The organism is Neisseria perflava (genome assembly GCF_019334725.1).
In the GTDB taxonomy this organism is placed as follows: Bacteria; Pseudomonadota; Gammaproteobacteria; order Burkholderiales; family Neisseriaceae; genus Neisseria; species Neisseria subflava_A.
Window position 1 is genome coordinate 1,830,410 of record NZ_CP079818.1, and the last position, 25,693, is coordinate 1,856,102.

The window sequence follows — 25,693 nt, forward strand, 5'->3', positions numbered from 1 at the left end:
CCAATATTATTTTCAGACGGCCTGACAGACAGTATAATCCGTCCTATTGTTCCTACTTTAATAGCAAGATCGAACCATGCGTTACAAACCCCTCATCCTCGCCCTGCTGCTCAGCTTCTCCCTGCCAACCTATGCTGCCAAAGACACGCCGAAAGAAAAAGCGGCCACCGTCAAAAAAGCTGCGCCCGTGAAAAAAGAGAAAGAAGCCACTAAGGCAGATGTAAAAAAAGAAACCTCAAAAAAACAAGCGGTAAAAGAAAAAGAGGAAGACAAAAAAACGGTTAAAGCCAAAGTCTCCAAAGAGAAGGAAACTGCCGACAAAAACGAACGCGCTTCAGCCAAAAACAAAACGGTTAAAGCCGCCGAAGCTGCAGCCGACAATAAAAAGGCCAACCGTAAAGCCGAAGAGCCTAAAGAAACAGCAAAAGACAAAAAAGCCGCAGCTGCAAAATCCGGCAAAGCCAAAGAACAAGACAAAAAAACTGCTGAAGATAAAAAAGACAGCAAAGCCAAAGAACCCGTAAAAAAAGAAGAACCTAAGGAAACTAAAGCCAAAGAACCTGCTAAAAAAGTGGCCGAGGATAAAAAAGACGGCAAAAAAACCAAAGAGCCAGTAAAAAAAGCAGCCGAAGACAAAAAGGCCGAAGCTAAAGAGCCTGCAAAAAAAGCTGTTGACGACAAAAAAGACACAAAAGCCAAAGAGCAAAACAAAAAAGCCGAGCCTAAAGTTGAGCCTAAAGCCACTTCTTCAGCCGACAACGATTTCAAAGCAGCCGTAACTGCCGCCGCCAACGATATGGAAACCAAAAAATCCTTTGCCAAACGCAACGAGGGTTTCATTATCCATGTCAATGCCACGCTCAAACAGCTGCAACAAACACGCAACAACCTCTCCGGCATCAACCGCAAACAACGCGACGCATGGGAAAAATTCCAAAAACTCAATGCCGATGCCAACCAGTTAAAAGCCGAAGTTTCCAACACTCGCGCCCAAATTTCGCGTTTTGTGTCCGGCAACTATAAAAACAGCCAGCCCAACGCGGTCGCCCTCTTCCTGAAAAACGCCGATGCCGGCCAAAAAACCCGCTTCCTGCGTTACACGCGTTATATCAACAACGCCAACGACCAAGTTATGAGAGACTTGGAAAAACAACAAAAAGAGCTGGCGGCGCAAGAGCAAAAAATCAACAATGAATTGGCTTACCTGAAAAAACTGCAAGCCAATATTCAGGCTTCATTGCGTCAACAAGGCGTAACCAATACCGCCGAACAAGCCGAAAGCCGCCGTCAAAACGCGCAAATAGCCAAAGAAGCGCAAAAGAAAATCAACCACAGAGAAAACGAGCAACGCCTCAACAACCTCTTGAAAGATTTGGAAAAACGCAAAGCCGAGCAACGCAAAGCCGAAGCCGAAGCACGTAAAAAAGCCGCCGAAGCCCGCTTGGCCGCTGCCGAAAAAGCCCGCAAAGAGCAGGCTGCCGCCCAGCAAAAAGCCGAAGCCGAACGCGCCGCCATGTCCACGCTAACTGACGAAGACATGAAACTGCAAGCCCCGAACACCCAAGGCTTTACCGTCAGCAACGCCAACAGCTTCAGCCGTATGCAAGGCCGTCTGAAAAAACCGGTCAACGGCACACTGGCAGGCCTGTTCGGTCAAGACCGCGGCGATGGCGAAGTTTGGAAAGGCGTGTTCTACAATACCGTTCCTGCTCCGGTCAGCAGCATTGCCTCAGGCACGGTTACTTTTGCCGGCGAGATTGAAGGCTACGGTAAAGTGGTCGTCCTCGACCACGGCGACGGCTATGTCAGCATTTACTCCGGTCTGAACGAAATCGACATCGCCCAAAACTATGCCGTCAATGCCGGTAGCAAGATTGGCACCAGCGGCACTTTGCCGTCGGGCGAAACCGGCCTTTACCTTGAAGTCCGCTACAACGGACAAGTCATGAATCCGCTTTCATGGATTAACTGATGTTTCAGACGGCCTGAGTGAGCTCTCCCCTTCAGGCCGTCTGAATTTTCATCATAAACCACAATAAAACACGATTTTCACGCCTGTTCAGCACATTAAACAACAAACTTTTACCTTAAACTTATTGTTCCAAGCGTTTAAATCACATAAAGTCAACGGGTTCAGAGAAAACAAAAAACACTTTGCTTACCGTACACAAAAAGAAAGTCAAACGAATGTCAACAAAATCCACTTTGAAAAAAGTTGCAATCTACACTCTCGGCGCATTTAGCGGCATCGCCCTCAGTCTGAGTGTACAAAGTTTTGCCGCCGAAAAAGACAAAAAAGACAACGAGGCCCTTCCCGTGCAAACCATCCGCACCATGGCAGAAGTGTACGGCCAAATCAAAGCCAACTATTACCAAGACAAACCCGATGCCGAGCTTTTTGAAGGCGCAATGAAAGGCATGGTGTCCGACCTCGATCCGCATTCCGAGTATATGGACAAAAAAGGCTATGCCGAAATGAAAGAATCCACCAGCGGCGAATTCGGCGGCCTGGGCATGGAAATCGGACAAGAAGACGGCTTCGTCAAAGTCGTTGCCCCGATTGAAGACACGCCGGCAGAACGTGCCGGCGTAAAAAGCGGCGACTTCATCGTCAAAATCGACAATACCTCTACGCGCGGCCTGACCGTCAGCGAAGCCGTCAAAAAAATGCGCGGCAAACCGGGTACCAAAATTACCCTGACCCTTTCACGCAAAAATGCCGACAAACCCATCGTCGTCAACCTGACCCGCGCCATCATCAAAGTCAAAAGCGTGCGCCATCACCTGCTTGAAAAAGACTACGGCTACATCCGCGTTTCCCAATTCCAAGAGCGCACCGTTGCCGCACTCAACGAAGCCGCACAAGCCCTTGTCAAAGAAAACAAAGGTCCGCTCAAAGGCATCATTCTCGACTTGCGCGACGACCCAGGCGGCCTGCTCAATGGCGCAGTCGGCGTATCCGCAGCCTTCCTGCAACCTGACGTAACCGTTGTCAGCACCAAAGGCCGTAACAAAAAAGAAGGCATGGTTCTCAAAGCAACTGCCGAAGACTACATCACCACCAGCGGCAAAGACCCGTTGGCCGGATTACCTGCCGAGCTGAAAACCATTCCTATGACCGTCCTGATTAACGCAGGCTCTGCCTCCGCTTCCGAAATCGTTGCCGGCGCATTGCAAGACCACAAACGCGCCGTCGTCGTCGGCACACAAAGTTTCGGCAAAGGCTCGGTGCAAACCCTGATTCCGCTTTCTGGCGGCAGCGCAGTCAAATTGACCACCGCCCTTTACTACACGCCGAACGACCGCTCGATTCAGGCGCAAGGCATTGTTCCTGACGTTGAAGTCAAAGACAAAGACCGCGCCTTTGAAAGCCGCGAAGCCGATTTGGTCGGCCATATCGGTAATCCGCTGGGCGGCCAAGACGTCAACAGCAGCAACGAAACGCCTGCCAACACAGAAACCAAAGCCGATAAAGACAAGTCCAAAAAAGACAAAGACGAAGACATCTCCAGCCGCCGCATTCCCAATCCGGCCAAAGACGATCAGCTCCGTAAAGCCTTGGACTTAGTGAAAAATCCAGCCGAATGGCAAAAATCTTTGGGCTTGGCAGCGAAAAAACCTGCACCGAAAAAAGATGCGGATAAAGACAGTAAGAAATAAACCTGTTATTTCTCAATAAAAAAGGTCGTCTGAAAACGATATGATTGTTTTCAGACGACCTTTTCACACATCAAATATTCCACAGGGAAAACACCATGGCAAAAGCCCCCAAAACCATCTACCAATGTTCCGAATGCGGCGGTACTTCCCCGAAATGGCAGGGTAAATGCCCGCATTGCGGCGAGTGGAACACGCTTCAGGAAAGCCTGGCCGCGCCCGAACCGAAAAACGCCCGTTTCCAATCTTGGGCGGCGGACACTTCGACCGTCCAATCCCTCTCCGCCGTTACCGCGACCGAAGTGCCGCGTAATCCGACCGGCATGGGCGAGCTTGACCGCGTATTGGGCGGTGGTTTGGTCGATGGCGCGGTCATCCTGCTCGGCGGCGACCCCGGCATCGGCAAATCTACGTTGCTGTTGCAAACCATCGCCAAAATGGCGCAAAGCCGTAAAGTGCTGTACGTTTCCGGTGAAGAATCCGCCCAACAAGTCGCCCTGCGCGCACAACGTTTGGAACTGCCTACCGAAGGCGTGAACCTGCTTGCTGAAATCCGCATGGAAGCGATTCAGACGGCCTTGAAACAGCATCAGCCCGAAGTCGTCGTTATCGACTCCATCCAAACCATGTATTCCGACCAAATCACTTCCGCCCCCGGTTCCGTGTCGCAGGTGCGCGAATGTGCCGCCCAACTGACGCGTATGGCGAAACAGATGGGCATCGCCATGATACTGGTCGGACACGTTACCAAAGACGGCGCGATTGCCGGCCCGCGCGTGCTGGAACACATGGTCGATACCGTGCTGTATTTCGAGGGCGACCAACATTCCAACTACCGCATGATACGCGCCATTAAAAACCGCTTCGGTGCGGCAAACGAACTGGGCGTATTCGCCATGACCGAAAACGGTTTAAAAGGCGTATCCAATCCGTCCGCCATTTTCCTCGCCAGCTACCGCGACGATACGCCCGGCTCGTGCGTTTTGGTTACACAAGAAGGCAGCCGCCCGCTTTTGATCGAAATTCAGGCATTGGTCGATGATGCACACGGTTTCACACCCAAACGACTCACCGTCGGTCTCGAACAAAACCGCCTCGCCATGCTGCTCGCCGTCCTCAACCGCCACGGCGGCATCGCCTGTTTCGACCAAGACGTGTTCCTCAATGCCGTCGGCGGCGTCAAAATCGGCGAACCCGCCGCCGACCTCGCCGTCATCCTCGCCATGCTCTCCAGCTTCCGCAACCGCCCCATGCCCGAAAAAACCGTGGTTTTCGGCGAAATCGGCCTCAGCGGCGAAGTCCGCCCTGTTGCACGCGGACAAGAGCGGCTCAAAGAAGCGGAAAAACTCGGCTTCAAACGCGCCATCGTCCCCAAAGCCAATATGCCGCGCAATGCCAAAGAGTTTCCGAACCTGAAAATCTACGGCGTCAGCAGTTTGCAGGAAGCGATTGATGTTTGTCGTGACGGGGACTAAACCGTTTCGATAATCCTCCTAAAAAACAATCATCTAAAAGGCCGTCTGAAAACTTTCAGACGGACTCTCTTTAAATTTAAATAATTTTGTTATATTATAACGAACGATTTTATTCTATCTTTTCTACACATCAAAAATCGGAGAGAAATCATGAAAAAAACCGCTTTGCTTATCGCATCCGCCTTCCTGTTCAGCACTGCCGCACACGCCCATCGCGTTTGGGTTGAAACCGCCCACACACATGGCGGCGAATACCTTGAAGCCGAATTGGGCTATGGCGAATTCCCTGAGCTTGAACCTATCGCCAAAGACCGCCTGCACATTTTCAGCAAACCCATGCAACTGGTAACTGAAAAAGGCAAAGAAAACATGATTCAAAAAGGCACATACAATTACCAATACCGCAGCAAATTGCCGGTCAAAGACGGTAGCTACCTCGTTACCGCCGAATACCAACCGACTTTCTGGTCAAAAAACAACGCGGGTTGGAAGCAGGCAAGCATCAAAGAAATGCCTGATGCAAGCTATTGCGAGCAAACCCGTATGTTCGGTAAAAACATCGTCAATGTCGGCCACGAAAGCGCAGATACCGCCATTATCACCAAGCAAGTCGGCCAACATTTGGAAATCGTTCCTTTGGACAACCCTGCCAACGTCCACGTCGGCGAACGCTTCAAAGTCCGCGTCCTCTTCAATGGCGAGCCGCTGCCCAACGCTACCGTTACCGCCACATTTGACGGCTTCGACACCAGCGACCGCAGCAAAACCCACAAAACCGAAGCCCAAGCCTTCTCCGATACAACGGACGACAAAGGCGAAGTCAGCATTATTCCCCTGCGCCAAGGCTTCTGGAAAGCCAGCGTAGAACACAAAGCCGATTTCCCCGATCAAAGCGTGTGCCAAAAACAGGCTAACTACACCACAATGACCTTCCAGATCGGTCATTCACATCATTAATTTTTCCATAACAAAAGGCCGTCTGAATAGTTCAGACGGCCTTTATTCATCCTATTTAAGGACGATGCGGCGCAAACCGCCATTGTCCCAATTCCAAATTCAAATCAAACAGATTCAGACGGCCTATTGCCACACGGACCAAGCGCAAACATGGAAAGCCTGCTTTCGCCGTCATCCTTCGCACTTGGCGGTTTTTCCCTTCCGAAATTTTGATTTCCACCCAAAAATCAGGCACAGACTTACGCACGCGAATCGGCGGCACGCGCGACCATAAAATATCCGCTTCGCCCTCTTCCAATACCCTAACCTCGGCCGGACGGGTGACAAAATCACCCAAATCTACGCCACGGCGCAATAAATCCAATTTGGCTTCATCAGGAGAACCCTCCACCTGCACCCAATAAGTTTTGACCTGCTTGAATTTCGGGTCGGCAATCTGCGCCTGCAAACGGCCATTATTGGTCAGCAGCAGCAAACCCTCGCTGTCCGTATCCAAACGGCCGGCCGGATAAAATCCCGGTTTCTCGACAAAATCCTTCAGGCACTGATGTTTTTCATGTGCAGAAAACTGGCAAATCACGCCATAAGGCTTGTTTAGGATAATCAAATCGTTCATTTCACACTTTCAGACGGCCTCAGATTTCAAGCAATTCCGGATAATAAAAAAGACACCGTATAAACGGTGTCTTTCATATTTGGCGGAGTAAGAGGGATTCGAACCCTCGATGCAGGTTGACCCCACATGCTTCCTTAGCAGGGAAGTGCCTTCAGCCTCTCAGCCATTACTCCTAAGGAAGTCCGCAATATACGCTTTCTGCCCTCCTTCGTCAAGCATTACCGCCTCAAACTTTCTTAACGCCATGAAATCATTTAAATAAAAATATAATATTTTTTGCACCATTCTGTTTTTATACTTCTTTCATATATGTTAAAATGATTCTGCTTTCTGTAAACTTTTTCTACGCCCATTATTACAAAGGAGTTCGCATGTTACGTTTTTCTGCTTTGGTTGCCGTATCCTCCCTGATGCTTGCCGCTTGCTCACAATCCGGCAATTCCCAACCATCCACTTCCTCCTCTCAAACTTCTACTCCAAAAACAACTGCCGCCGGTTCTGCCTGCCGTAGCATGGGTGAGGGCCATAAAGTCCATGGCAAAGGTCAAAACGATATTTATATGTGTAAAGTCGATGTAGCTTTAAACTCTACCGAAGCCAAATCCGCTTTGGATCCTAGCATCCGCGTTCACTACGGTAGCACATCCGGCGCAACTTTGACTTCCCGTCAAATCTCCAACTCAGTCGGCAAAACCCCTGATGAAACCTGCCAACGCGCATTCCTGAGCGCGGTTAAACGCTTCCAAAGCACTGCACATCGCAAAAAAGCCAAATCCGTTCACCTGGTTAGCTACTTTGACAAAGTAACCAAAGGCGGTAACGAGTACGAATGCCACATCGCTACATTCAACAGCCGTGTGGTTTTGAAAGGCAGCTTCCACTAAGTAATGTCAAAAATGCCGGACTTCAATATGAAGTTTGGCATTTTTCTATTTTATGGATACGACACCTCTTCAATGCCTGCTGGCCGATCCGTCTTTTACCGCCTGCTACGACCATGCTTCTCTAAACGCAGCCGATTCCCAACGTTTTGCCGCCACGCCTCAACTGGCGCAGCGTCAGGACTGGCAAGTCAGCCGAGCATTAAAACAGCAAACCGATTTACCGACTGTATCACTGAGCCACAGCCAAGGCTTTGCCGCTTTATTGTGTGCGCCTCATCCCTTAACAGCCGGTATCGATATCGAATTTATCCGCCCGCGTGATTTCAAAGCGCTGTCGGCTTTGGTCTGCACGCAGGAAGAACAAGACTTTTTGGAAACGGCAAACTGGCCGTCTGAAACGTTTTACCGATTGTGGTGTTTCAAGGAAGCCTTGATTAAAGCGGCAAATTTGGATTTCCCGTCAGACATGAAATCGGTCGGCTATGTTTTCGATTCAGGGCAACCCGTCGGTTTACGCGCCGGAAATCAAACCGATTGGCGCGGCACAAGCGCGATTTTGGCGGATACGATGGCACTTTCCTGCGTTTGGCAGGGAAAAGCCGTCGCCCTGCAATGGCAGTTTTTTGGTTCGCTCCAACCCAATGATTTAACCGACCCGCAAACCATCTAATAACTGACAAAATAATAATAATCTGATTTAATTTACTGCACTTTTACTGATTCCACACACCAACAGCAGCATTTGCAAAAGGCCGTCTGAACGATGAATCTTCGCCTCCTAAACCGCCTCTATACTGCCCTTATCCTGTTTCTTACCCTGTTTTTGGTTTATGCCTTTGCTTCACAAGCGCGCATCCAAACCGATTTGACCGCGTTGTTGCCAAGCGAGCAGCAACCCGATGCCTTACTGACGGCTGCGGATAAAGCCGCAGAAGCGCAGCTCAATTCGCAAGTTATTTTGCTTGCCGGCAGTACCGATGCCGAAACCGCTTTTCAGACGGCCTCTCAAATTGCCGATGCATGGCGCAAAAGCGGCGTATTTGAACAAGTCGACAGCAGCATGACGCCAAATTTGGACAAAGTGCGGGCGGATATGCAGAAGCTGAGCTTGGCCGTTTTGCCGCAAGACGAAATCCGCCTGCTGTTTGAGCAGCCGCAAGCCTATTTTCAAGCGCGCGCAGAAGCCGCGGCCAATCCTTTTGCCACCCCCTCCCCTTTGTCTTTAGAACAAGACTGGCTGGGCTTCGGACGCTTTGTTGCCGACAAAGCCAATCCGCAAAGCCGTTTGCAGTGGGACATGGACAACGGCATGTTGTTTGCCGAAGACCAAGGCAAAACTTGGGTATTTTTACGCGGACGGCTCGCCGGCGGCGATCAATTCTCCGGCAACGATGCCCTCTTACCGCTGATGGCGCAAAGCCGTCAAATCGCTTCGGAAAACGGCGCAGAAACCTTAAGCGCAGGTGGCGCATTGTTCGCCGCCGTATCCAAAGCAGCCGCAGAAAAAGAAAGCCGGATAATGAGCATGGTCGGGCTTGGGCTGACTTTTACGCTGCTGTTGTGGGTCTTCCGCAGCGGCCGCGTATTTTTGCTGTCCTTGCCTCTGGCAGCCGGTATGTTGACCGGATTGGCGGTTGCATTATTGACCTTCGGCAAAGTGCATATCCTGACCATCGTCATCGGCACCAGCTTGGTGGGTATGTTGGTGGATTTCCCGTTGCACTGGCTGGCTCCGTCAGTATTCGGGCCGTCTGAAAAGACTGTTTGGCAGGCCGAATCGGCAATAAAACATGTCTTGCCGAGCTTTGCCGTCAGCCTGACGATTACCGTCTTGGGCTACGCACTGCTGTGGTTCACCCCTTTGCCTGTACTGCGCCAAACCGCCGTATTTTCAGGCTTTGCCTTATTTGGTGCGTTTGGTGCCACCGTTTTATGGCTGCCGCCACTGTTTCGCCGCTACCGTGCCAAAACCGTGCCTTTTGCCGCATTAACCGAAAAGCTCTATTCCTTGTCAGGCCGTCTGAAAAACCGCCTGCACAAACGCGGCTGGTTAATCGTGGGCGGAATTTTGCTGGCAGTCGGACTGTGGCGCAGCGACTGGCGTGACGACATCCGTCAATGGGTCAATATGCCGACCGCGATGTTGACAGAAGTACAACAAATCGGCCGGTTGAGCGGTACGGATTTTGGCGGCAAATATTTGGTGGCCGAAGCACAAAGCGAAGATGCCCTGTTGAAGAAAACCGCCGAACTCGGCCACGCCCTGCAGCCCTTAATCGTGCAAGGCAAACTTTCCGGCATCCAATCGCCCGACCAATTCATCCTGGCGACAACGGAACAGCAAAAACTGCAAAACCGCCTGCGCGAATTGACCAAGTTGCCTGATAGCTGGAAACCGCTCACAGAAATCGGTATTCCGCGCAAAACTGTGCGCGATGCCCTGCTTCAAGCCGCCGATACGCAACCATTGTCGCTTTCAGACGGCCTGAATACCGATTTGGCAGAAGCTTGGCGTTCCTTGTATTTGGGCGAAGTGGAACCAGGCCGTTTTGCTGCCGTCGTGCGTTTGAACGGCATGGCCGATGAAGCCGCCGTACGCGCCGCAGTGCAACACATCTCCGGCGTACATTGGGCAGACAAACGCGCCCACTTAAACGAGCTTTTCCACCACACGCGCAATCAGGCCGCATGGTTGAAACTGGCTTCCTATGCGTTGGCATGGCTGCTTTTGTGGAAAATGTTCGGTTTCAAACGCGGCAGCAAAATCCTTGCCGTGCCGCTGGCCGCCGCCATCTGCACCGTTGCCGTACTCGGTTTGGCCGGCATTCCCGTCAGCCTGTTTGCCATGTTCGGCCTGCTTTTAGTATCCGCCATCGGCGTGGACTATGCCGTCTATGCCGCCACTGCACATCACAGCGCGCCGGCAAAATTAGGCGGTATGCTGCTTGCCGCAGCGACGACAGCCATTTCCTTTGCCCTGCTCGCCATCAGCAGCACGCCCGCTGTTGCCGCGTTCGGCATGACGGTTACCATCGGCGTGGCATTCAATATTTGGCTGGCAGGCACATTATTGAAAAATTAGACACAAGATGAAGACGATTGAAGTTGAAACGATATTTTTTTCAACTTCAATCGCCAAGTTGCAAAAGGCCGTCTGAAAAATTTTATATAGCAGTTTAAGCATTATTTAGCATTAAAATCAAAGGTATTTTCAAATACCCGTAGAATTCGACGTTGCCGTTATCGGCGCAGGCCCTTCAGGTTCGGTTGCTTCCGCTTTGCTGAACAAACAAGGCTTTAAAGTTTGCGTACTGGAAAAACAACATTTCCCGCGCTTTGTCATCAGCGAGAGCCTGCTGCCGCATTGGTGGGCGATTTGAAGGTAGAATAAGGACGAATGCCTTTCAGACGGCCTCGCCTGAAAACAGAACAGGCCGTCTGAAAATCTACCCTCATCATTAAATATTTTGACCGTTAGATAAAACCTTATGCGATTTATCCCTTTGCTTGCCGCACTGCTGCTTTCCGCATGCGCAACCTCGCTCCCTCATCCGCAAACGCTGCCGCCGCTTTCCAAAGAAGGCCAATGGTTCAAACTCGAGCAGACCAATGCGGCGGGGCAAACCGTTCAAACCAATCTCTTGGCAGTCGAGCCTCATTCAGACGGCATCCGCTTTGTCCAAACCGATGCACTGGGTGCGCCGGTATCGCGTCAATCGGTCAGCACCAAAGGCTGGAAAAACGACGGCTTTGTGATGCCCAATGCCACTTCGCGCCGACTGTTTGCCGCCTTGTTACCGCTTTTGGCCGCCGAACACGCCGCCACGCTTTACCCTGAAGCCCGCCAACAAAACGCCACCCATCAAGGCTTCTGCCCTGACGGCAAAGGCGCGGTATTCAGCTACCGCGAGCGTGATTTGTGGTGTGTTGCCCACCATTCCGAACAATTCCTTATCGGCTTCCCCGACCAAACTTTCTGGACGGTCAGCCCGATCGCAGAAGACTAATTCATGAATACTCCTGTTTATCTCAGCCGTCCGGCACTGACCAGCGCATTGGGCAGCGGCTTGCAAGTTCATGCCGATGCCTTACTCACGCCGTCTGAAAACACGCCCCTGACTTTTTCAGACCAATGGGTAAAAGGCAAAACGCATGCTTTCGGTGCAGTCAAAGAAACCCTGATGCCCCTGCCCGACAGCATCCCCGAAGCACACCGCAGCCGCAACAACCAGCTTATCCTGCACGCGCTTTCGCAAATAGACGAACTGATTCAGACGGCCATTGCCCGTTACGGCAAAGAAAGGGTCGCTGTCGTTACCGGTACGTCCACCAGTGGCGCAGACGAAAATATCCCTTTGTTCCAACACGTTGTCCAAGGCGGTGGATGGACGGATGTTCCGTTCAAACAGCTGCAACACACCATGGCTTCGCCCTCCGAATTTATCGCCCAAGTTTACGGTCTGGACGGCTTGCGCTATACCGTTTCCACCGCCTGCACTTCCGGCGCACGCGCCCTCATCAGTGCAGCCCGATTGCTTCGTGCCGGATTGTGTGATGCTGTGATTTGCGGCGGCGCGGATACGCTTTCTCCGCTGACGATCAATGGTTTTGCCTCTTTGGAAGTGCTTTCAGACGGCATTGCCAAGCCTTTTTCCGCCAACCGCAACGGCATCAATATCGGCGAAGCAGCCGCATTTTTCGTAATGACACGCGATGCCGATTTTGACGGCGAAATGCAGTTGCTCGGCTACGGCGCAAGCAGCGATGCCTACCATATGTCTTCGCCCCGCCCCGACGGTTTGGGTGCAGCCCAATCTTTTCAGGCCGCTTTGGATAAAGCCGGCTTGAAAGCGGAAGAGATCGGCTGGATCAATCTGCACGGCACCGGCACGCAGCACAACGACAGCATGGAAAGCCGAGCTGTTGCCGAAGTATTTGGCAGCCACACCCTTTGCACTTCAACCAAGCCGTCCACCGGTCATACCTTAGGCGCAGCTGGTGCGATCGAAGCCGCGTTTGCCTGGTTGATGGCCAACCACCAATACAATCCAGAAGGCAAACTGCCACCGCAACAATGGGACAACGTACCCGATTCCGAGCTGCCCAACATTGCTTTAACCGACGAAAACAGCCGCTGGCCGTCTGAAAAACGCATTGCCGCCAGCTCATCATTCGCTTTCGGCGGCAGCAATGCCGTTTTGATTATCGGATAAGTCCTTATATTTAGGCTGTCTTTTCAGACGGCCTTTTTCTTTTCCGCAACTTAAAAAACAATAACATCAAAACAACAACCAAATCCGCCGAAATATGCCATAATAGGCTTAGCACATTTCTTCTCGCGATGTGCCCGAAAAGAAAAACTTAACCTACATAGAGAATAATCCCATGACTAAATCCACCATTATCTATACCTACACCGACGAAGCTCCTGCATTGGCCACTCAATCCCTGTTGCCAATCGTGCAGGCGTTTACCCGCCACGCCGATATTGATGTCAAAACCAGCGACATTTCTCTCTCCGGCCGTATTTTGGCGGCGTTTCCCGAATACCTGACCGAAGCGCAACGCGTACCTGATGCGCTTGCCGAATTGGGCGAACTGGTGAAACAACCCGATGCAAACGTAATCAAACTGCCGAACATCAGCGCATCCGTACCGCAACTGACCGCTGCGATTAAAGAATTGCAGTCTAAAGGCTTTGCCGTTCCCGACTATCCCGCCGACCCGCAAACCGATGAAGAAAAAGCCATACGCGAACGCTACGACCGCATCAAAGGCAGCGCGGTAAACCCTGTCCTGCGCGAAGGCAACTCCGACCGCCGCGCGCCTAAAGCAGTGAAAAACTTTGCGAAAAAACATCCGCACAGCATGGGCGCATGGACCAAAGACTCCAAAACCCACGTTGCCACCATGCAAAGCGGCGACTTTTTCCATAACGAACAATCCGTTACCGTACCTGAAGCGACTTCCGTATCCATCGTATTCACCGACAAACAAGGCAACAAGAAAGAGCTGCGCGAGCCCGTCGCCCTGAAAGCCGGCGAAATCATCGACGCGACCGTGATGAGCAAAAAAGCCCTGCTCGCCTTCCTTGCCGAGCAAGTAAAAGACGCGAAGGCAAAAGGCGTATTGTTCTCGCTGCACATGAAAGCCACCATGATGAAAGTGTCCGACCCGATTATCTTCGGACACGCCGTCAAAGTGTTCTTCGCGCCTGTTTTTGAAAAATTCGGCGACAAACTGGCTGCCGCCGGCGTCAATGTCAACAACGGCTTCGGCAACCTGCTTGCCAATCTGGACAAACTGGATGCGGACACTCGCGCTGCCGTCGAAGCCGAAATCGCTGCCGTTTACGCTGCCAACCCCGATTTGGCGATGGTCGATTCCGACAAAGGCATTACCAACCTGCACGTCCCCAGCGATGTTATCGTCGATGCTTCCATGCCTGCGATGATCCGCAATTCCGGCCGTATGTGGGACAAAGACGGCAAAGCGCAAGACACCAAAGCCGTGATTCCCGACAGCAGCTACGCAGGCGTTTATCAAGCAACCATCGACTTCTGCCGCGAACACGGCGCGTTCGATCCGACAACCATGGGTACAGTACCCAACGTCGGCCTGATGGCGCAGGCGGCCGAAGAATATGGTTCGCACAATAAAACTTTCGAAATCGAAGCCGACGGTCAGGTTCAAGTCATTGATGCGGCAGGCAAAGTCCTGATGCAGCACGACGTTGAAGCAGGCGACATCTGGCGTATGTGCCAAACCAAAGACGCGCCCGTCAAAGACTGGGTACAACTCGCCGTCAACCGCGCCCGTCTGAGCAACACGCCAGCCGTGTTCTGGCTCGACGAAAACCGTCCGCACGACAAGAGCCTGCTCGCCAAGGTTAAAGCCTACCTTGCCGAACTGGATACCAACGGTCTCGACATCCGCGTCCTCGCTCCCGAAGAAGCTGCCAAGTTCAGCTTGGGTCGTCTGAAAAACGGCGAAGACACCATCTCTGTAACCGGTAACGTCCTGCGCGACTACCTGACCGACTTGTTCCCAATTTTGGAACTGGGTACCAGCGCGAAAATGCTGTCTATCGTTCCATTGATGAATGGTGGCGGTATGTTTGAAACCGGCGCTGGCGGCTCCGCACCGAAACATGTCCAACAATTCCTCGAAGAAAACCACTTGCGTTGGGACTCTTTGGGCGAATTCCTCGCACTCGCCGTATCGTTTGAACATCTGGCGCAAAAAACCGGCAACTCCAAAGCCCAAGTCCTCGCCGACACTTTGGATGCAGCCACCGAAAAACTGCTGTTGAACGACAAATCGCCTAAACGCAAAGCAGGCGAACTCGACAACCGCGGCAGCCATTTCTACCTCACCCTCTACTGGGCGCAAGAATTGGCGGCGCAAGACAAAGATGCCGAACTGAAAGCCGCATTTGCTCCATTGGCAGCCGCTTTGACTGCCGACGAAGCCAAAATCGTTGAAGAACTCTCTGCCGTACAAGGCAAAGCGGTCGACATCGGCGGCTACTACGCAGCCAATCCTGAAAAAGCGGCACAAGCGATGCGTCCAAGCGCAACCTTTAATCAGGCCTTGTCAGCCTTATAATTAAAGCAATAAAAGGCCGTCTGAATTTTCAGACGGCCTCAAACCTTATGGAAGCACAATGAAAAAAAACATTCTTTCTCTTACTCTCCTCATCAGCGCTCCGGCTTTGTGGGCATTTTCCCCTGCCGAATTGGCACAAACCCTGCAAAAACCGCAAAACGTGCAAGGCAATTTTGTCCAACAACGCCAGCTTAAATCCCTCAGCAAACCCATGACCACCAGCGGCAGCTTTACCCTTGTCCCACAAAAAGGCCTGCTCTGGAAAATGCAAAAACCATTTGAAACCACCCTGCGCGTGCGTTCAGACGGCATCATGCAATGGAACGGCAGCCAATGGGTCAACCCAAATGCCAGCAAGCTCAACGGCCAAAGCCGCCAAATCAAACTCTTCCTCGACCTTTTGGGCGGCAATACCCAAGGCCTGGAAAAACAATTTGATTTGAAATTAAACGGCAACGAGAAAAAATGGACGTTGACCTTAACTCCGAAAACCGCCATTACCCGTCAAATCTTCAACCGTATCGAAATCAACGGCGATACGCTGGTACGTAAAATCGAATTAGACGAAAAGCAAGGCGACAAAACCATCATGCAGTTCAACCAAATCCAAACTGATAAAGCCCTGGACAGCTTCAGCCGTACCGCCCTCTAAATTGCCTATTCCAACAAAAGGCCGTCTGAAAATAGATTTCAGACGGCCTTTTATATTAATCGGCAGAAGGCTGTTGCCCTTTTCGTTCCGCCTTTCTGGCTTCGCGAATGGCTTTAAGTTCGGCCTCTTTCTGTCTGGCTTTTTTCAGCCAAGCCTCCCATTGGTTTGGCGTTTCCAGCGTGATTCTGCCGATTTTTCCTTCGCGGAAATCGGTCAGGATATTTTCAGCAGCCTTTTGGTAGTTGACCCGTCCGCCGCTCAAAACCGCACCGCGTTTTTTGGCAATCCACTCCAGCCAAGAAGTATCGTCCCAATGGCTGCTTGGATCTTTGTCGGCTTGATAGCGCTCTTGCAACAGGGCCAGATAATGGCGGCGGAGGTAATCCAAAAGCTCAAGCGCTACTTCTTCTTCGTCCAGTGCGTTGCGTCCGACTGCACCGCCGGCCGCAAGGTTGTAGCCGCCTTCTTCGACGATAATTTTCGGCCACAACATACCGGGGGTATCGTAAAGCCAGAAATCGTCTGCAAGGAAAAGGCGTTGTTCGGCTTTGGTAATACCGGGTTCGTTACCGGTTTTGGCAGATTTTTTGCCGATCATGCCGTTAATCAAGGTGGATTTGCCGACGTTGGGAATGCCGCAAATCAGGACACGTAGCGGCTTCTCGATACCTTGGCGATGCGGAATCATGGCGCGGCAGGCTTGGGTAATTTTGCCATGAGCGCCGGTTTCGGAAGAATCAAGCGCAATGGCGCGGGTATCTTGGCGGCTGTTGTAGTGTTCGAGCCAAACTTTGGTACGCTCGGGATCGGCAAGATCTTGCTTGTTTAAGATTTTGAGTTTTGGCTTGCCTTTGGACAACTGGGCAAGCAAAGGGTTTTCGCTGGAAGCAGGCATACGCGCGTCTAACATCTCAATCACCATATCAACGCTTTTAATGCGTTCGGCAATGGCTTTTTTTGCCTTGTTCATGTGGCCGGGAAACCATTGGATAGCCATGTCTTTTTGTTCTTTCTATTCGTATCTGAGGCCGTCTGAACAATCATTTTTTTTCAGACGGCCTCGGTATTTGGATAATCGGTCAATCCGGATTTAGAGATTGCCATGTTCATAGCTGTAATAACCTGCTTCATCCATACATTGCTCGAACGTCTTGTATGTATTTCTATTTTGGACTTGCGATTTGCAAGTATTGATTTGGCGGGAAACTTCAGCTTCGCTCGCGCCGGTACGATGCCAACGGTAAGCAGTGACAGGCTCTGTCGCGCAGGCGGTCAAGATAAGCAAGGATAATGCGGTCAGACTGATTTTTTTCATGGTTTCTTCCTTTGAGGCCGTCTGAAACGGCAAGTTAGCGTCCTGCCAAGCTTTGAGCCTGACGGTGGCGGACAAGGAGTTCATAACGGCCTTTGAGGCGCTCGGCCAGTTTTTCCACAACATAAACGGAGCGGTGCTGACCGCCGGTACAACCGATGGCAATCGTCACATAACTGCGGCTCTCTTGTTGCAGGCGCGGCAACCAGCGGCTAATAAAATGGTCGATGTCATCAACCATTTCTTGAACCAACGGCTGCTGGCCCAAATAATCTTGAATAGGTTTGTCCATGCCAGTAAAGGGGCGTAATTCCGGATCGTAATACGGATTGGGCAGGCTGCGCATATCAAACATAAAGTCGGCATTATTGGGAGCGCCATATTTGAAACCAAAGGATTCAAGAATGACCAGCAAACCGACACGTTCAATATTGAGCCATTGTTGCACAGCATAACGCAGCTGCTGAGCATTCATTTTGGACGTATCGATGCAATATGCGATGTCTCTAAGCGGAAAGAGCCACTCGCGTTCTTTTTGCAGGCTTTCCAACAAAGTCAGGTTTTGACCAGACAAAGGGTGTCCACGTCGGGTTTCTGAGAAGCGGCGAACCAAAACACCCTCTTCTGCTTCAACAAACAGGACTTCAACCTGATGTCCTTCGTCACGCAAATATTGGATTTGCTCTTGCGCTTCTTGGATATTAATACGGGAACGGATATCAACGCTGACACCGAGTTTGGTTTCATCGGCCCGTTCGATATGGAGTGAAACCAATGATGGAAGCATTTCCAAGGGAAGATTATCGACACAGTAATAGCCCAAATCTTCGAGCTGCTTAAGAGCTACGGACTTTCCCGAGCCGGATAAGCCGCTAATCAGGACGATTTTCATGATTTTGTTCGTTTTCTTTGAGTTGTGTTTGGTGACGTTCGAGAAATTCTTTGGTGCTGTCTTTACCACGCAATTGAAGGATGTAATTGCGTACTGCAGCTTCAACCAATACTGCTAAGTTTCGACCGATTGCAACAGGCAGGGTAACGGAACGGACGCTGACGTTGAGGATAGATTCTGTTTCGGTACGGATGCTCAATCGATCAAGTTGTTTCATATATCCGTCGTCGGCCGGAACCAAATTGATAATCAGCTGGAGGATTTTTTTCGGACGGATAGAGGTTTCGCCAAAAATATGGCGGATATTAAGTATGCCCAAACCGCGTACTTCGAGGAAATCACGCAGCATAGGCGGGCAACGGCCTTCCAGCATTTCCGGGCCGGTACGGAAAAGTTCGACCGCATCATCGGCAATCAGGCTGTGGCCGCGCGAAATCAGCTCCAATGCCAATTCGCTCTTACCCAAGCCGGATTGTCCGGTAATGAGTACGCCCACTTCAAATACATCCAAAAATACGCCGTGCTTGATGGTGGAAGTTGCCAATGTCCGTTGCAGATAAATCCGCAAAACGTCCATCAGGTGCGGGCTTTCCTGTTTGGAAGTCAGCAAGGGGATACTGTTGGTATGGCAATAATCGCGCAATTTGGGCGATACCGGCAAGCCGTTGGCGACAATGACCAAAGACATGGGGATGTCGAAAAGCTCTCCGAAATCGTAGTTGAGCTCGCCCGACTCCAAGCGGCGCAAATATTCGGCTTCAGCTACGCCGACAACTTGAATTTGGTTGGGATGGATAAAGTTTAAGTGGCCGACCAAGGCCAAGACGGGTTTATCGGCTTCGACACCGATACGGTTGTCCGCGCCAGAATTGCCGGCAGCCCAAGCAAGTTCGAGTTTGTGCTGATTGTCGGAAAACAGGCGGCGGACGGATATGCTGGGCATGAATTACTCTTCGGTCAGAAGTGTGCGTACTTCTTCGGCAGAAGTTGCGGCCATTAATGCTTCACGGATGGCTTTTTGAGAGAATCTGCCGGCCAGTTTGGACAAGACTTCCAAATGTTCGCCGGTAGCGTTTTCAGGCACAAGCAGGATGAAAATCAAGGAAACGGGTTTGCCGTCGGGCGCATCAAAGGCAACCGGCTCTTTGGTGCGGATAAACGCACCGGTGGCTTTTTTCACGCATGCGTGACGGCCGTGAGGAATCGCCACCCCCTGCCCCAAACCGGTCGAACCAAGCTTTTCACGGGCAAACAGGCAGTCGAACACGTTGGTATTCGGTAATTCTGCTTCATTCTCCAGCAGCTGGGCGGCCTCTTCAAACAGACGCTTTTTGCTGCTGACTTCCAAATCCAAAACGATATGGGACAAAGGTAAAATTTCGCCAATCAGGCTCATGTGTATCTCTTTTAAATGTCGCAAAACAATAGGATTGTACCGATTGTCGGTGCAAATCTCAATCCTGAAGGCGTAATTTACACTCGCCCTGCTAACATTTTCCATGTTGTTCTTGATATTTTTTAACGAGCTAAAAATAATCCAACTGCTTGCTTATATTGAATTTAAAGTAAAAATGCTATCAATAGCCAAACTATGATTCAAATGAAAAGGGGTATGCCCGGCATACCCCTTTTCCCCTTCTTTTCAGACGGCCCCAACTTCTTTTTTTAAAACAGTTTGGAAACCAAAAATACCCAGAAATAATGGCAGACCAATCCGCAAAACCACGCCAAACCGATGCGGTTATTGGCCAAAAACGTTTGGAAGCACAACTGGCGATTGCGCGTACGGATGACAACATATTGCTGATACTGCCAATAAACAGTTATCGGCAATATCAACCAATACGGCCAAGTTGCACCGATTTTGATACCCAACACCGCCATCAATACCGTAAACCAAAAATGGCAAAGCATAGAGGCAGTAATGTCGTGATGGCCAAATGTGATTGCCGAAGTTTTAATGCCAATTTTCAAATCGTCTTCTTTGTCCGCCATGGCATAAATCGTGTCGTAAGCCAACGTCCATAAGGCATTGGCGGTAAACATCAGCCACGCTTCGGAAGGCACTCGGCCTTGCACGGCGGCAAAGGCCATGGGAATGCCGAACGAAAATGCCAGTCCTAAATAAAACTGCGGCAACGGGAAAAAGCGTTTGGTAAAGGGATATGTGATGGCCAGGAACAAGGCCGGAAGGCTCATCAGCCAAGTAAAGCGGTTGAGCTGCACCAAGCATAAAGCTGCCATCAGACACAACATGACGGTCAAAAGCAGCGCTTCGATTTTAGAAACCAAACCTTTGGCAAACGGGCGGTTTTTAGTGCGCTCTACTGCACCGTCAAAATTGCGGTCGGCAAAGTCATTTACCACGCAACCTGCGCTGCGCATCAAAAATGTGCCTGCGCTAAAGGCAAGAAAAATATCCGCGTCAGGAACGCCTTTAGACGCAATCCACAATGCCCAATAAGTCGGCCACAGCAAAAGCAGTGTGCCAATGGGTTTGTCGACGCGCATCAGTTTGGCGTATATCACCATCCGTCCGACAGCGTAACGCGGTAGAAATTGTAGAAAAAAGCGCCTTATGTTCATTGATGTAATGTGTCGTTGTTTATGTGTCGATTCGGAAGGAAAGGCTTTTTAGAGCCTTAGCTCTTATTATAATTTATTGCCGTCTGAAATCAAACAGATCTTAACAATTTAATTTATTGTATTATATCAGAATTATGACAAACATCGGTAAACGGTTTTATTTTCAGACAGCCTTAGCGGTATAAATCTATTAATTTCAATAAGAAATATTCTGTTAATTCCAATGTTTCGCCGTTCCAATCGAAATACGAACGGCGCGCGGTAACAGGCCGTCTGAAAGATGGATGGTCGAAATCTTCAAAACGAAGAAACTCAAAATCCGAACGCTTCAACGGCAATGTACCGTCAAACAGGCGCTCACCCAAAGGCTGCGTTCCACAATCCAATAATTCTGTCCATAGACGGCTATCTGGTCGGCACGCGCTTCTGGCTTGTATTACTGTTTCGCCGTCCAGTTTGAGCAAAACATCGCGCACAAAGATTTCGTCTCCGTTTTCTGCACCCTTCGTCAAACCCAAATACACCGGCTTGACTGAAAAATCCTTACCGGAAGCGCGCAACGCAGCGGTTAGCGAAGAAACGGTCAGCAAATGTCCGGCCTTAGACGGCAGAAGACTTGAAGCTTCGGCATATGAACAAAGTGTGCCACGCGGTATATCAAACGCCATTTACCACCTCTGTTTTGGCCAACTCCTGCCATTTGGCTTCGGGAAATTCATCTTTCAGACGGCCTTTAAGATATTCCAAGGTATCGCCGGCAACGGTTTCATCTTTACTGTCGTGAATATGGTTGAAAATCAGGCTGTGCAACCGGATGCCGTATTGTTTAAGCGCGGCGAAACTGAGCAGGGTGTGATTGATGCTGCCGAGCCGTCCGCTGGTAACGAGAATGACGGGATAAGCCTGTTGCTGAATATAATCAATAGTCAACAAATCTTCCGTCAGCGGAACCATCAATCCGCCCGCGCCTTCGACCAACACGATTTCATATTGCGCCGCCAATTCTTGCGTGGCAGTGCGGATTTTGTCCAAGTCCAAAGCCCTGCCGTCCAGACGGGCGGCAAGGTGGGGCGAGGCGGGATAGCTGAAGATTTCGGGCATGGTCAGCCCTTGTTTGTCGGCTTCCTGCATGGGTATGCCCATGATTTTGCGGTGGACGGCGATGTCCTCGGCGATGTTTTGGCAACCGGTTTGCACGGGCTTTTGCGTGATCACGCTTCTGCCCTGCTGCAATAATTGTTTTGCCAACACGCCGGTGGCGACGGTTTTGCCGATGTCCGTATCAATGCCGCTGACGAAGTAAACGCCTTTCATTTGCTGTGTTCCTTCAAAATTTGTACGGTTTTGTCGGCAAGTTCGGTCAAGAGGTCGTCTGAAATGATGTAAGGCGGCATGAGGTACACCAGCCTGCCGAATGGGCGTACCCAAATGCCCTGCGCCACGCAGTCCGCTTGAAAACGCGCCATATTCACGCCTTTTTCCAGCTCAATTACCCCGATGGCACCCAAAACACGCACATCTTTCACGCCGCGAATGTCCCATGCAGCTTTCAGACGGCCTTTTAAGATGCTTTCGATGCGGCGGATATTTGCCTGCCAATCTTGGGACAAAAGCAGTTTGACCGAAGCGCAGGCTACGGCACACGCCAGCGGATTTGCCATAAATGTCGGTCCGTGCATAAACACACCCGCCTCACCGCGCGAAATCGTTTCGGTGACTTTTTGCGAAGTAATCGCCGCCGCCAACGTCATATAGCCGCCGCTCAAGCCCTTGCCGATACACATAATATCCGGTACGACGTCCGCGTGTTCGCAGGCAAACATCTTGCCCGTACGCCCAAATCCAGTGGCAATTTCATCAAAAATCAACACGATATCAAATTCGTCGCACAAATCGCGCAATCCGCGAAGATACTGCGGATGATAAAAATACATGCCGCCCGCGCCCTGCACGACCGGTTCCAAAATAAAGGCGGCGATATCCGCATGATGCGCTTCAAACAAGGCGCGGACAGGCTGCAAATCCGCCTCGTCCCATTCATCGTCGAAACGGCTTTTCGGATTATCGACAAAATAACGCTGTGGTAACGCGCTGCCGAAAATATGGTGCATCCCCGTTTCCGGATCGCAGACAGACATCGCGTTCCAAGTATCGCCGTGATACCCGCGCCGTACCGTCGCAATATTCTGCTTCACCGTCAAACCCCGCGCCTGCTGGTATTGCACCGCCATTTTCAGCGCGACTTCCACCGAAACCGAACCCGAATCCGCATAAAAAATACGGTCCAGCCCCTGCGGCAAAATCCCGACCAACAATTTGCCCAGCTCCACCGCCGGCTCGTGCGTCAAACCGCCGAACATCACATGCGACATCTGTTTAATCTGCGCTTCAACCGCCTGATTCAAAACGGGATGATTGTAGCCGTGTATCGCACACCACCAAGACGACATCCCGTCAATCAGCCGCGTACCGTCCGCCAATTCGATGTGCACACCCTCCGCACGGCGCACCGGATAAACAGGCAACGGGTCGGTCATAGATGTATAAGGATGGAGCAGATGGGCGCGGTCGAAATCGAGCAGGGAGGAATGTTCAGACATGTCGAAAACAATGGTTTGATCAGTTTCATTATTATATAACATATTTCCTATTTCAGACGGCACGTCTTCCGTACTGCATCAACGCCAATCCGACCACTGCCGCCAAACAGCCGGCAACCAAAGAAACATGCAACGCCTCGCCCAAAAACCAAGCGGAACACAAAATGCCGAATACCGGCACCAAAGTAATGTACGCCGCCGCGCTGCCGGCGCCCAAAGTCTTCACGCCTTCAAAATACCACGCATAGCTCAAGACCGTTGCCCCGACAGACAGGCCAATCAAAGCAAACCAGCCCCTGCCGTCCATTTCGGCAAGCATACCAAACGGCAGGCCGTCTGAAATCAGCGCAGGCGGCAGCAACATCATTGCACCCAGCCAAGCGGTGGCCACAGTGACCGTCAGCGCATCAATCCCCTGCAACACCGCCCTGCCTATCATCGTATAAGTAACCAAACAGCAAAGGCTGCAAAACACCAGCACTTCGCCCCACCCTATGCCGCCGCCCGACAAAAATGCCGCAATCTCGCCATGCGTGACCGCCCATATCGAGCCTGCCACTGCCAACAACATACCCGACACAATCTTGCCGTTGAGCTTCTCGCCAAACAACAAAGCCGCAAAAAACATCGTCAACACAGGATTGAACGTGACCAACACCGTCGCCCTTGAAGCAAGAATCCGCTGCAAACCCAGCATAGACAACACAGTAAAACCAAATACCCCGAATGCCGCCGCCAGTGCCAATCCAAGCCATTGTTTGCGCGACAAAACCGCCAAAGTACGCAACCGATACCGTGCAAACAGCCAGCCCAAAAGCAAGATAGCCGCCGTCAAAAAGCGCAGCATACCGCCCGTTAAAGGTGGCAGCGCCTGTCCCAGCATTCGCCCCATCGGCCAAGATGCGCCCCAAAACGCCGCCATGCCCAATAGTTTTAGATGGATTGCTAAATGTTTCATGGTGATGGATAAATTGAATAATTGGTTTAGAAAGCGTACAAACGCAGTTTGGAAGGATAAATTTCCTTAGCCGCCGATACTTGATAGAGTTTGTGCGGATAAAATACTACGCTGAATCATTACGGAAACAAAGGCCGTCTGAAAGACTGATATCCAGCTTTTTCAGACGGCCTTTGCTGCTCAATCAATAAGGCTTACAACTCAATGCCTTTGAGTTTCGCCACGGTATTGATGTCTTTATCGCCGCGACCGGAGAGGTTGACCAAAATCACTTGGTCTTTGCTCATTTTCGGCGCGTTTTTCACCGCCCAAGCAACGGCATGGCTGGATTCCAGCGCAGGAATAATACCCTCGAAACGGCAGAGCAAGTCAAAGGCTTCGAGTGCTTCGTCATCTTTGGCAACGGTGTATTCCACGCGGTTGATGTCGTTCAAATGGCTGTGTTCCGGGCCGATGCCTGGGTAGTCCAAGCCTGCGGAAACGGAGTGCGTACCCAAAACTTGACCGTTTTCGTCCTGCATCAAATAGCTGCGGAAACCGTGCAATACGCCGATAGGGGCTTTGCTGGTAATCGGTGCGGCGTGGTCTGGCGTATCCACACCCAAACCGCCGGCTTCTACGCCGACCAAACGTACGTTTTCTTCTTCGATATAGGGATGGAACAAACCGATGGCATTGGAGCCTCCGCCCACGCAGGCAACGGCAACATCAGGTTGGCGGCCGATAGCTTCCAACATTTGTTCTTTGGCTTCATTGCCGATCACGCGTTGGAAATCGCGTACCATTTCGGGATACGGTGCAGGCCCTGCGGCGGTGCCGATGATGTAGAACGTATCGTCCACACGCGCCACCCATTCGCGCATGGCTTCGTTCATCGCGTCCTTCAAAGTACGGCTGCCGCTGTCAACGCTGACCACGTTCGCACCCAATAATTTCATGCGGAACACGTTCGGCATTTGGCGTTGAATATCGTCCGCACCCATGTACACGTCGCAAGTCATGCCGAAGCGTGCGGCGACGGTGGCAGAAGCCACGCCGTGCTGACCCGCGCCGGTTTCGGCAATCACGCGTTTTTTGCCCATGCGGCGGGCAAGCAGAGCCTGACCGATGGTGTTGTTGACTTTGTGCGCGCCAGTGTGGTTCAAATCTTCACGCTTCAGCCAGATTTGTGCGCCGCCCAAATGCTCGGATAATCGCGCGGCATGGTAAACAGGGCTGGGACGGCCGACATAGTGTTTCAAATCATGGCGGAACTCTTCCCAAAATGAAGGATCTTCTTTCGCTGCTTTATAGGCTTCTGCCAATTCTTGCAAAGCAGGAATCAGGGTTTCGGAAACGTACAGGCCGCCGTGTTCGCCGAAAAAGCCGTTCTCGTCGGGAGCGTGATAATTTTTCATGGGATTTTTCCTTGTTCGTTTTATGGTTTCAGACGGCCTGATTCAGTACAAGGCCGTCTGAAAGTAAAATTGTCAGCAATTATAGCCGTTTTCCATTCA

At 51.2% G+C, this 25,693-nt stretch carries 23 protein-coding genes, 1 tRNA gene and 1 pseudogene; 12 read left to right on the plus strand and 13 right to left on the minus strand.

The annotated features are described in order from the left end of the window. Positions 1 to 76 precede the first annotated feature (76 nt). The 4 genes from LPB400_RS08780 (at position 77) to LPB400_RS08795 (ending at position 6,089) form a co-directional block, all read left to right on the plus strand. Positions 77 to 1,972 carry a murein hydrolase activator EnvC family protein gene (locus LPB400_RS08780; RefSeq protein WP_107791954.1) on the plus strand — a complete coding sequence of 632 codons (1,896 nt, stop codon included), beginning with the start codon at positions 77 to 79 and terminating at the stop codon, positions 1,970 to 1,972. A gap of 215 nt (positions 1,973 to 2,187) precedes the next feature. Further along, the gene (locus tag LPB400_RS08785; RefSeq protein ID WP_036490379.1) at positions 2,188 to 3,660 is read left to right on the plus strand and encodes a S41 family peptidase; all 1,473 of its coding nucleotides are present in this window, start codon (positions 2,188 to 2,190) and stop codon (positions 3,658 to 3,660) included. A gap of 95 nt (positions 3,661 to 3,755) precedes the next feature. Beyond that, positions 3,756 to 5,132: a DNA repair protein RadA gene (gene radA, locus LPB400_RS08790; protein ID WP_070843275.1), complete on the plus strand. Its 1,377-nt coding sequence runs from the start codon at positions 3,756 to 3,758 to the stop codon at positions 5,130 to 5,132. A gap of 150 nt (positions 5,133 to 5,282) precedes the next feature. Next, on the plus strand, positions 5,283 to 6,089 hold the full coding sequence (locus LPB400_RS08795; RefSeq protein WP_070843276.1) for a DUF4198 domain-containing protein: 807 nt from the start codon (positions 5,283 to 5,285) through the stop codon (positions 6,087 to 6,089). Between the two features lie 55 nt (positions 6,090 to 6,144). On the opposite strand, the gene LPB400_RS08800 is transcribed toward LPB400_RS08795, so the two are convergent. Both LPB400_RS08800 and LPB400_RS08805 read right to left on the minus strand, forming a co-directional pair. Next, positions 6,145 to 6,705 carry a pseudouridine synthase gene (locus tag LPB400_RS08800; RefSeq protein WP_070813833.1) on the minus strand — a complete coding sequence of 187 codons (561 nt, stop codon included), beginning with the start codon at positions 6,703 to 6,705 and terminating at the stop codon, positions 6,145 to 6,147. Between the two features lie 80 nt (positions 6,706 to 6,785). Next, positions 6,786 to 6,878, minus strand: a tRNA-Ser gene (locus LPB400_RS08805). A 198-nt stretch (positions 6,879 to 7,076) separates the two neighbouring features. On the opposite strand from LPB400_RS08805, the gene LPB400_RS08810 reads away from it, so the two are divergent. The 8 genes and pseudogenes from LPB400_RS08810 (at position 7,077) to LPB400_RS08845 (ending at position 15,849) form a co-directional block, all read left to right on the plus strand. Then, positions 7,077 to 7,589 (plus strand): hypothetical protein, encoded by a 513-nt coding sequence (locus LPB400_RS08810; RefSeq protein WP_225905469.1) that lies wholly within the window; start codon positions 7,077 to 7,079, stop codon positions 7,587 to 7,589. Between the two features lie 52 nt (positions 7,590 to 7,641). Next, positions 7,642 to 8,259: a 4'-phosphopantetheinyl transferase family protein gene (locus tag LPB400_RS08815; protein ID WP_070813832.1), complete on the plus strand. Its 618-nt coding sequence runs from the start codon at positions 7,642 to 7,644 to the stop codon at positions 8,257 to 8,259. Positions 8,260 to 8,352: 93 nt separating this feature from the next. Continuing rightward, positions 8,353 to 10,671, plus strand: coding sequence for an MMPL family transporter (locus LPB400_RS08820; RefSeq protein ID WP_219088765.1), 2,319 nt, complete (start codon positions 8,353 to 8,355; stop codon positions 10,669 to 10,671). A 133-nt stretch (positions 10,672 to 10,804) separates the two neighbouring features. Beyond that, positions 10,805 to 10,954, plus strand: a pseudogene (locus LPB400_RS08825) (NAD(P)/FAD-dependent oxidoreductase); the annotation flags it as partial. A gap of 123 nt (positions 10,955 to 11,077) precedes the next feature. Next, a complete protein-coding gene (locus tag LPB400_RS08830; RefSeq protein ID WP_070850689.1) occupies positions 11,078 to 11,596 on the plus strand; it encodes a hypothetical protein in 519 nt (172 codons plus the stop codon). A gap of 3 nt (positions 11,597 to 11,599) precedes the next feature. Beyond that, positions 11,600 to 12,802, plus strand: a complete 1,203-nt coding sequence (locus LPB400_RS08835) for a beta-ketoacyl-ACP synthase (protein ID WP_219088767.1) — start codon at positions 11,600 to 11,602, stop codon at positions 12,800 to 12,802. A 172-nt stretch (positions 12,803 to 12,974) separates the two neighbouring features. Further along, a complete protein-coding gene (locus tag LPB400_RS08840) occupies positions 12,975 to 15,197 on the plus strand; it encodes an NADP-dependent isocitrate dehydrogenase (RefSeq protein ID WP_107791958.1) in 2,223 nt (740 codons plus the stop codon). A gap of 58 nt (positions 15,198 to 15,255) precedes the next feature. After that, a complete protein-coding gene (locus LPB400_RS08845; protein ID WP_070461622.1) occupies positions 15,256 to 15,849 on the plus strand; it encodes a LolA family protein in 594 nt (197 codons plus the stop codon). Between the two features lie 55 nt (positions 15,850 to 15,904). Here LPB400_RS08845 and ylqF read toward each other — a convergent pair whose 3' ends face one another. From ylqF to trpB, 11 genes are all read right to left on the minus strand, one after another. Beyond that, complete coding sequence (gene ylqF / locus LPB400_RS08850; RefSeq protein WP_070461623.1) at positions 15,905 to 16,846, minus strand: ribosome biogenesis GTPase YlqF; 942 nt, start codon at positions 16,844 to 16,846, stop codon at positions 15,905 to 15,907. A gap of 93 nt (positions 16,847 to 16,939) precedes the next feature. Next, entirely contained in the window at positions 16,940 to 17,164 is a 225-nt protein-coding gene (locus tag LPB400_RS08855; RefSeq protein WP_070461624.1) for a protocatechuate 3,4-dioxygenase, read from the minus strand. Between the two features lie 34 nt (positions 17,165 to 17,198). Next, the gene (rapZ, locus tag LPB400_RS08860) at positions 17,199 to 18,053 is read right to left on the minus strand and encodes an RNase adapter RapZ (RefSeq protein ID WP_070461625.1); all 855 of its coding nucleotides are present in this window, start codon (positions 18,051 to 18,053) and stop codon (positions 17,199 to 17,201) included. Continuing rightward, on the minus strand, positions 18,034 to 18,996 hold the full coding sequence (gene hprK / locus LPB400_RS08865) for an HPr(Ser) kinase/phosphatase (protein WP_003747372.1): 963 nt from the start codon (positions 18,994 to 18,996) through the stop codon (positions 18,034 to 18,036). Before hprK ends, rapZ begins: the two co-directional genes overlap by 20 nt. Before the next feature lie 3 nt (positions 18,997 to 18,999). Continuing rightward, on the minus strand, positions 19,000 to 19,449 hold the full coding sequence (gene ptsN / locus LPB400_RS08870) for a PTS IIA-like nitrogen regulatory protein PtsN (RefSeq protein WP_039862228.1): 450 nt from the start codon (positions 19,447 to 19,449) through the stop codon (positions 19,000 to 19,002). Between the two features lie 269 nt (positions 19,450 to 19,718). Continuing rightward, positions 19,719 to 20,639 carry a 4-hydroxybenzoate octaprenyltransferase gene (gene ubiA / locus LPB400_RS08875; protein ID WP_070843283.1) on the minus strand — a complete coding sequence of 307 codons (921 nt, stop codon included), beginning with the start codon at positions 20,637 to 20,639 and terminating at the stop codon, positions 19,719 to 19,721. Positions 20,640 to 20,812: 173 nt separating this feature from the next. Continuing rightward, positions 20,813 to 21,307, minus strand: a complete 495-nt coding sequence (locus LPB400_RS08880) for a chorismate--pyruvate lyase family protein (protein WP_107791959.1) — start codon at positions 21,305 to 21,307, stop codon at positions 20,813 to 20,815. Then, entirely contained in the window at positions 21,297 to 21,953 is a 657-nt protein-coding gene (bioD, locus tag LPB400_RS08885; protein WP_107791960.1) for a dethiobiotin synthase, read from the minus strand. Before bioD ends, LPB400_RS08880 begins: the two co-directional genes overlap by 11 nt. After that, positions 21,950 to 23,239: an adenosylmethionine--8-amino-7-oxononanoate transaminase gene (gene bioA, locus LPB400_RS08890; RefSeq protein WP_219089729.1), complete on the minus strand. Its 1,290-nt coding sequence runs from the start codon at positions 23,237 to 23,239 to the stop codon at positions 21,950 to 21,952. The genes bioD and bioA overlap by 4 nt, the downstream gene beginning before the upstream one ends. A gap of 52 nt (positions 23,240 to 23,291) precedes the next feature. Then, positions 23,292 to 24,197, minus strand: coding sequence for a DMT family transporter (locus tag LPB400_RS08895; protein WP_219088769.1), 906 nt, complete (start codon positions 24,195 to 24,197; stop codon positions 23,292 to 23,294). 194 nt (positions 24,198 to 24,391) lie between these two features. Then, positions 24,392 to 25,594, minus strand: a complete 1,203-nt coding sequence (trpB, locus tag LPB400_RS08900; protein ID WP_219088771.1) for a tryptophan synthase subunit beta — start codon at positions 25,592 to 25,594, stop codon at positions 24,392 to 24,394. Positions 25,595 to 25,693: the final 99 nt, after the last annotated feature.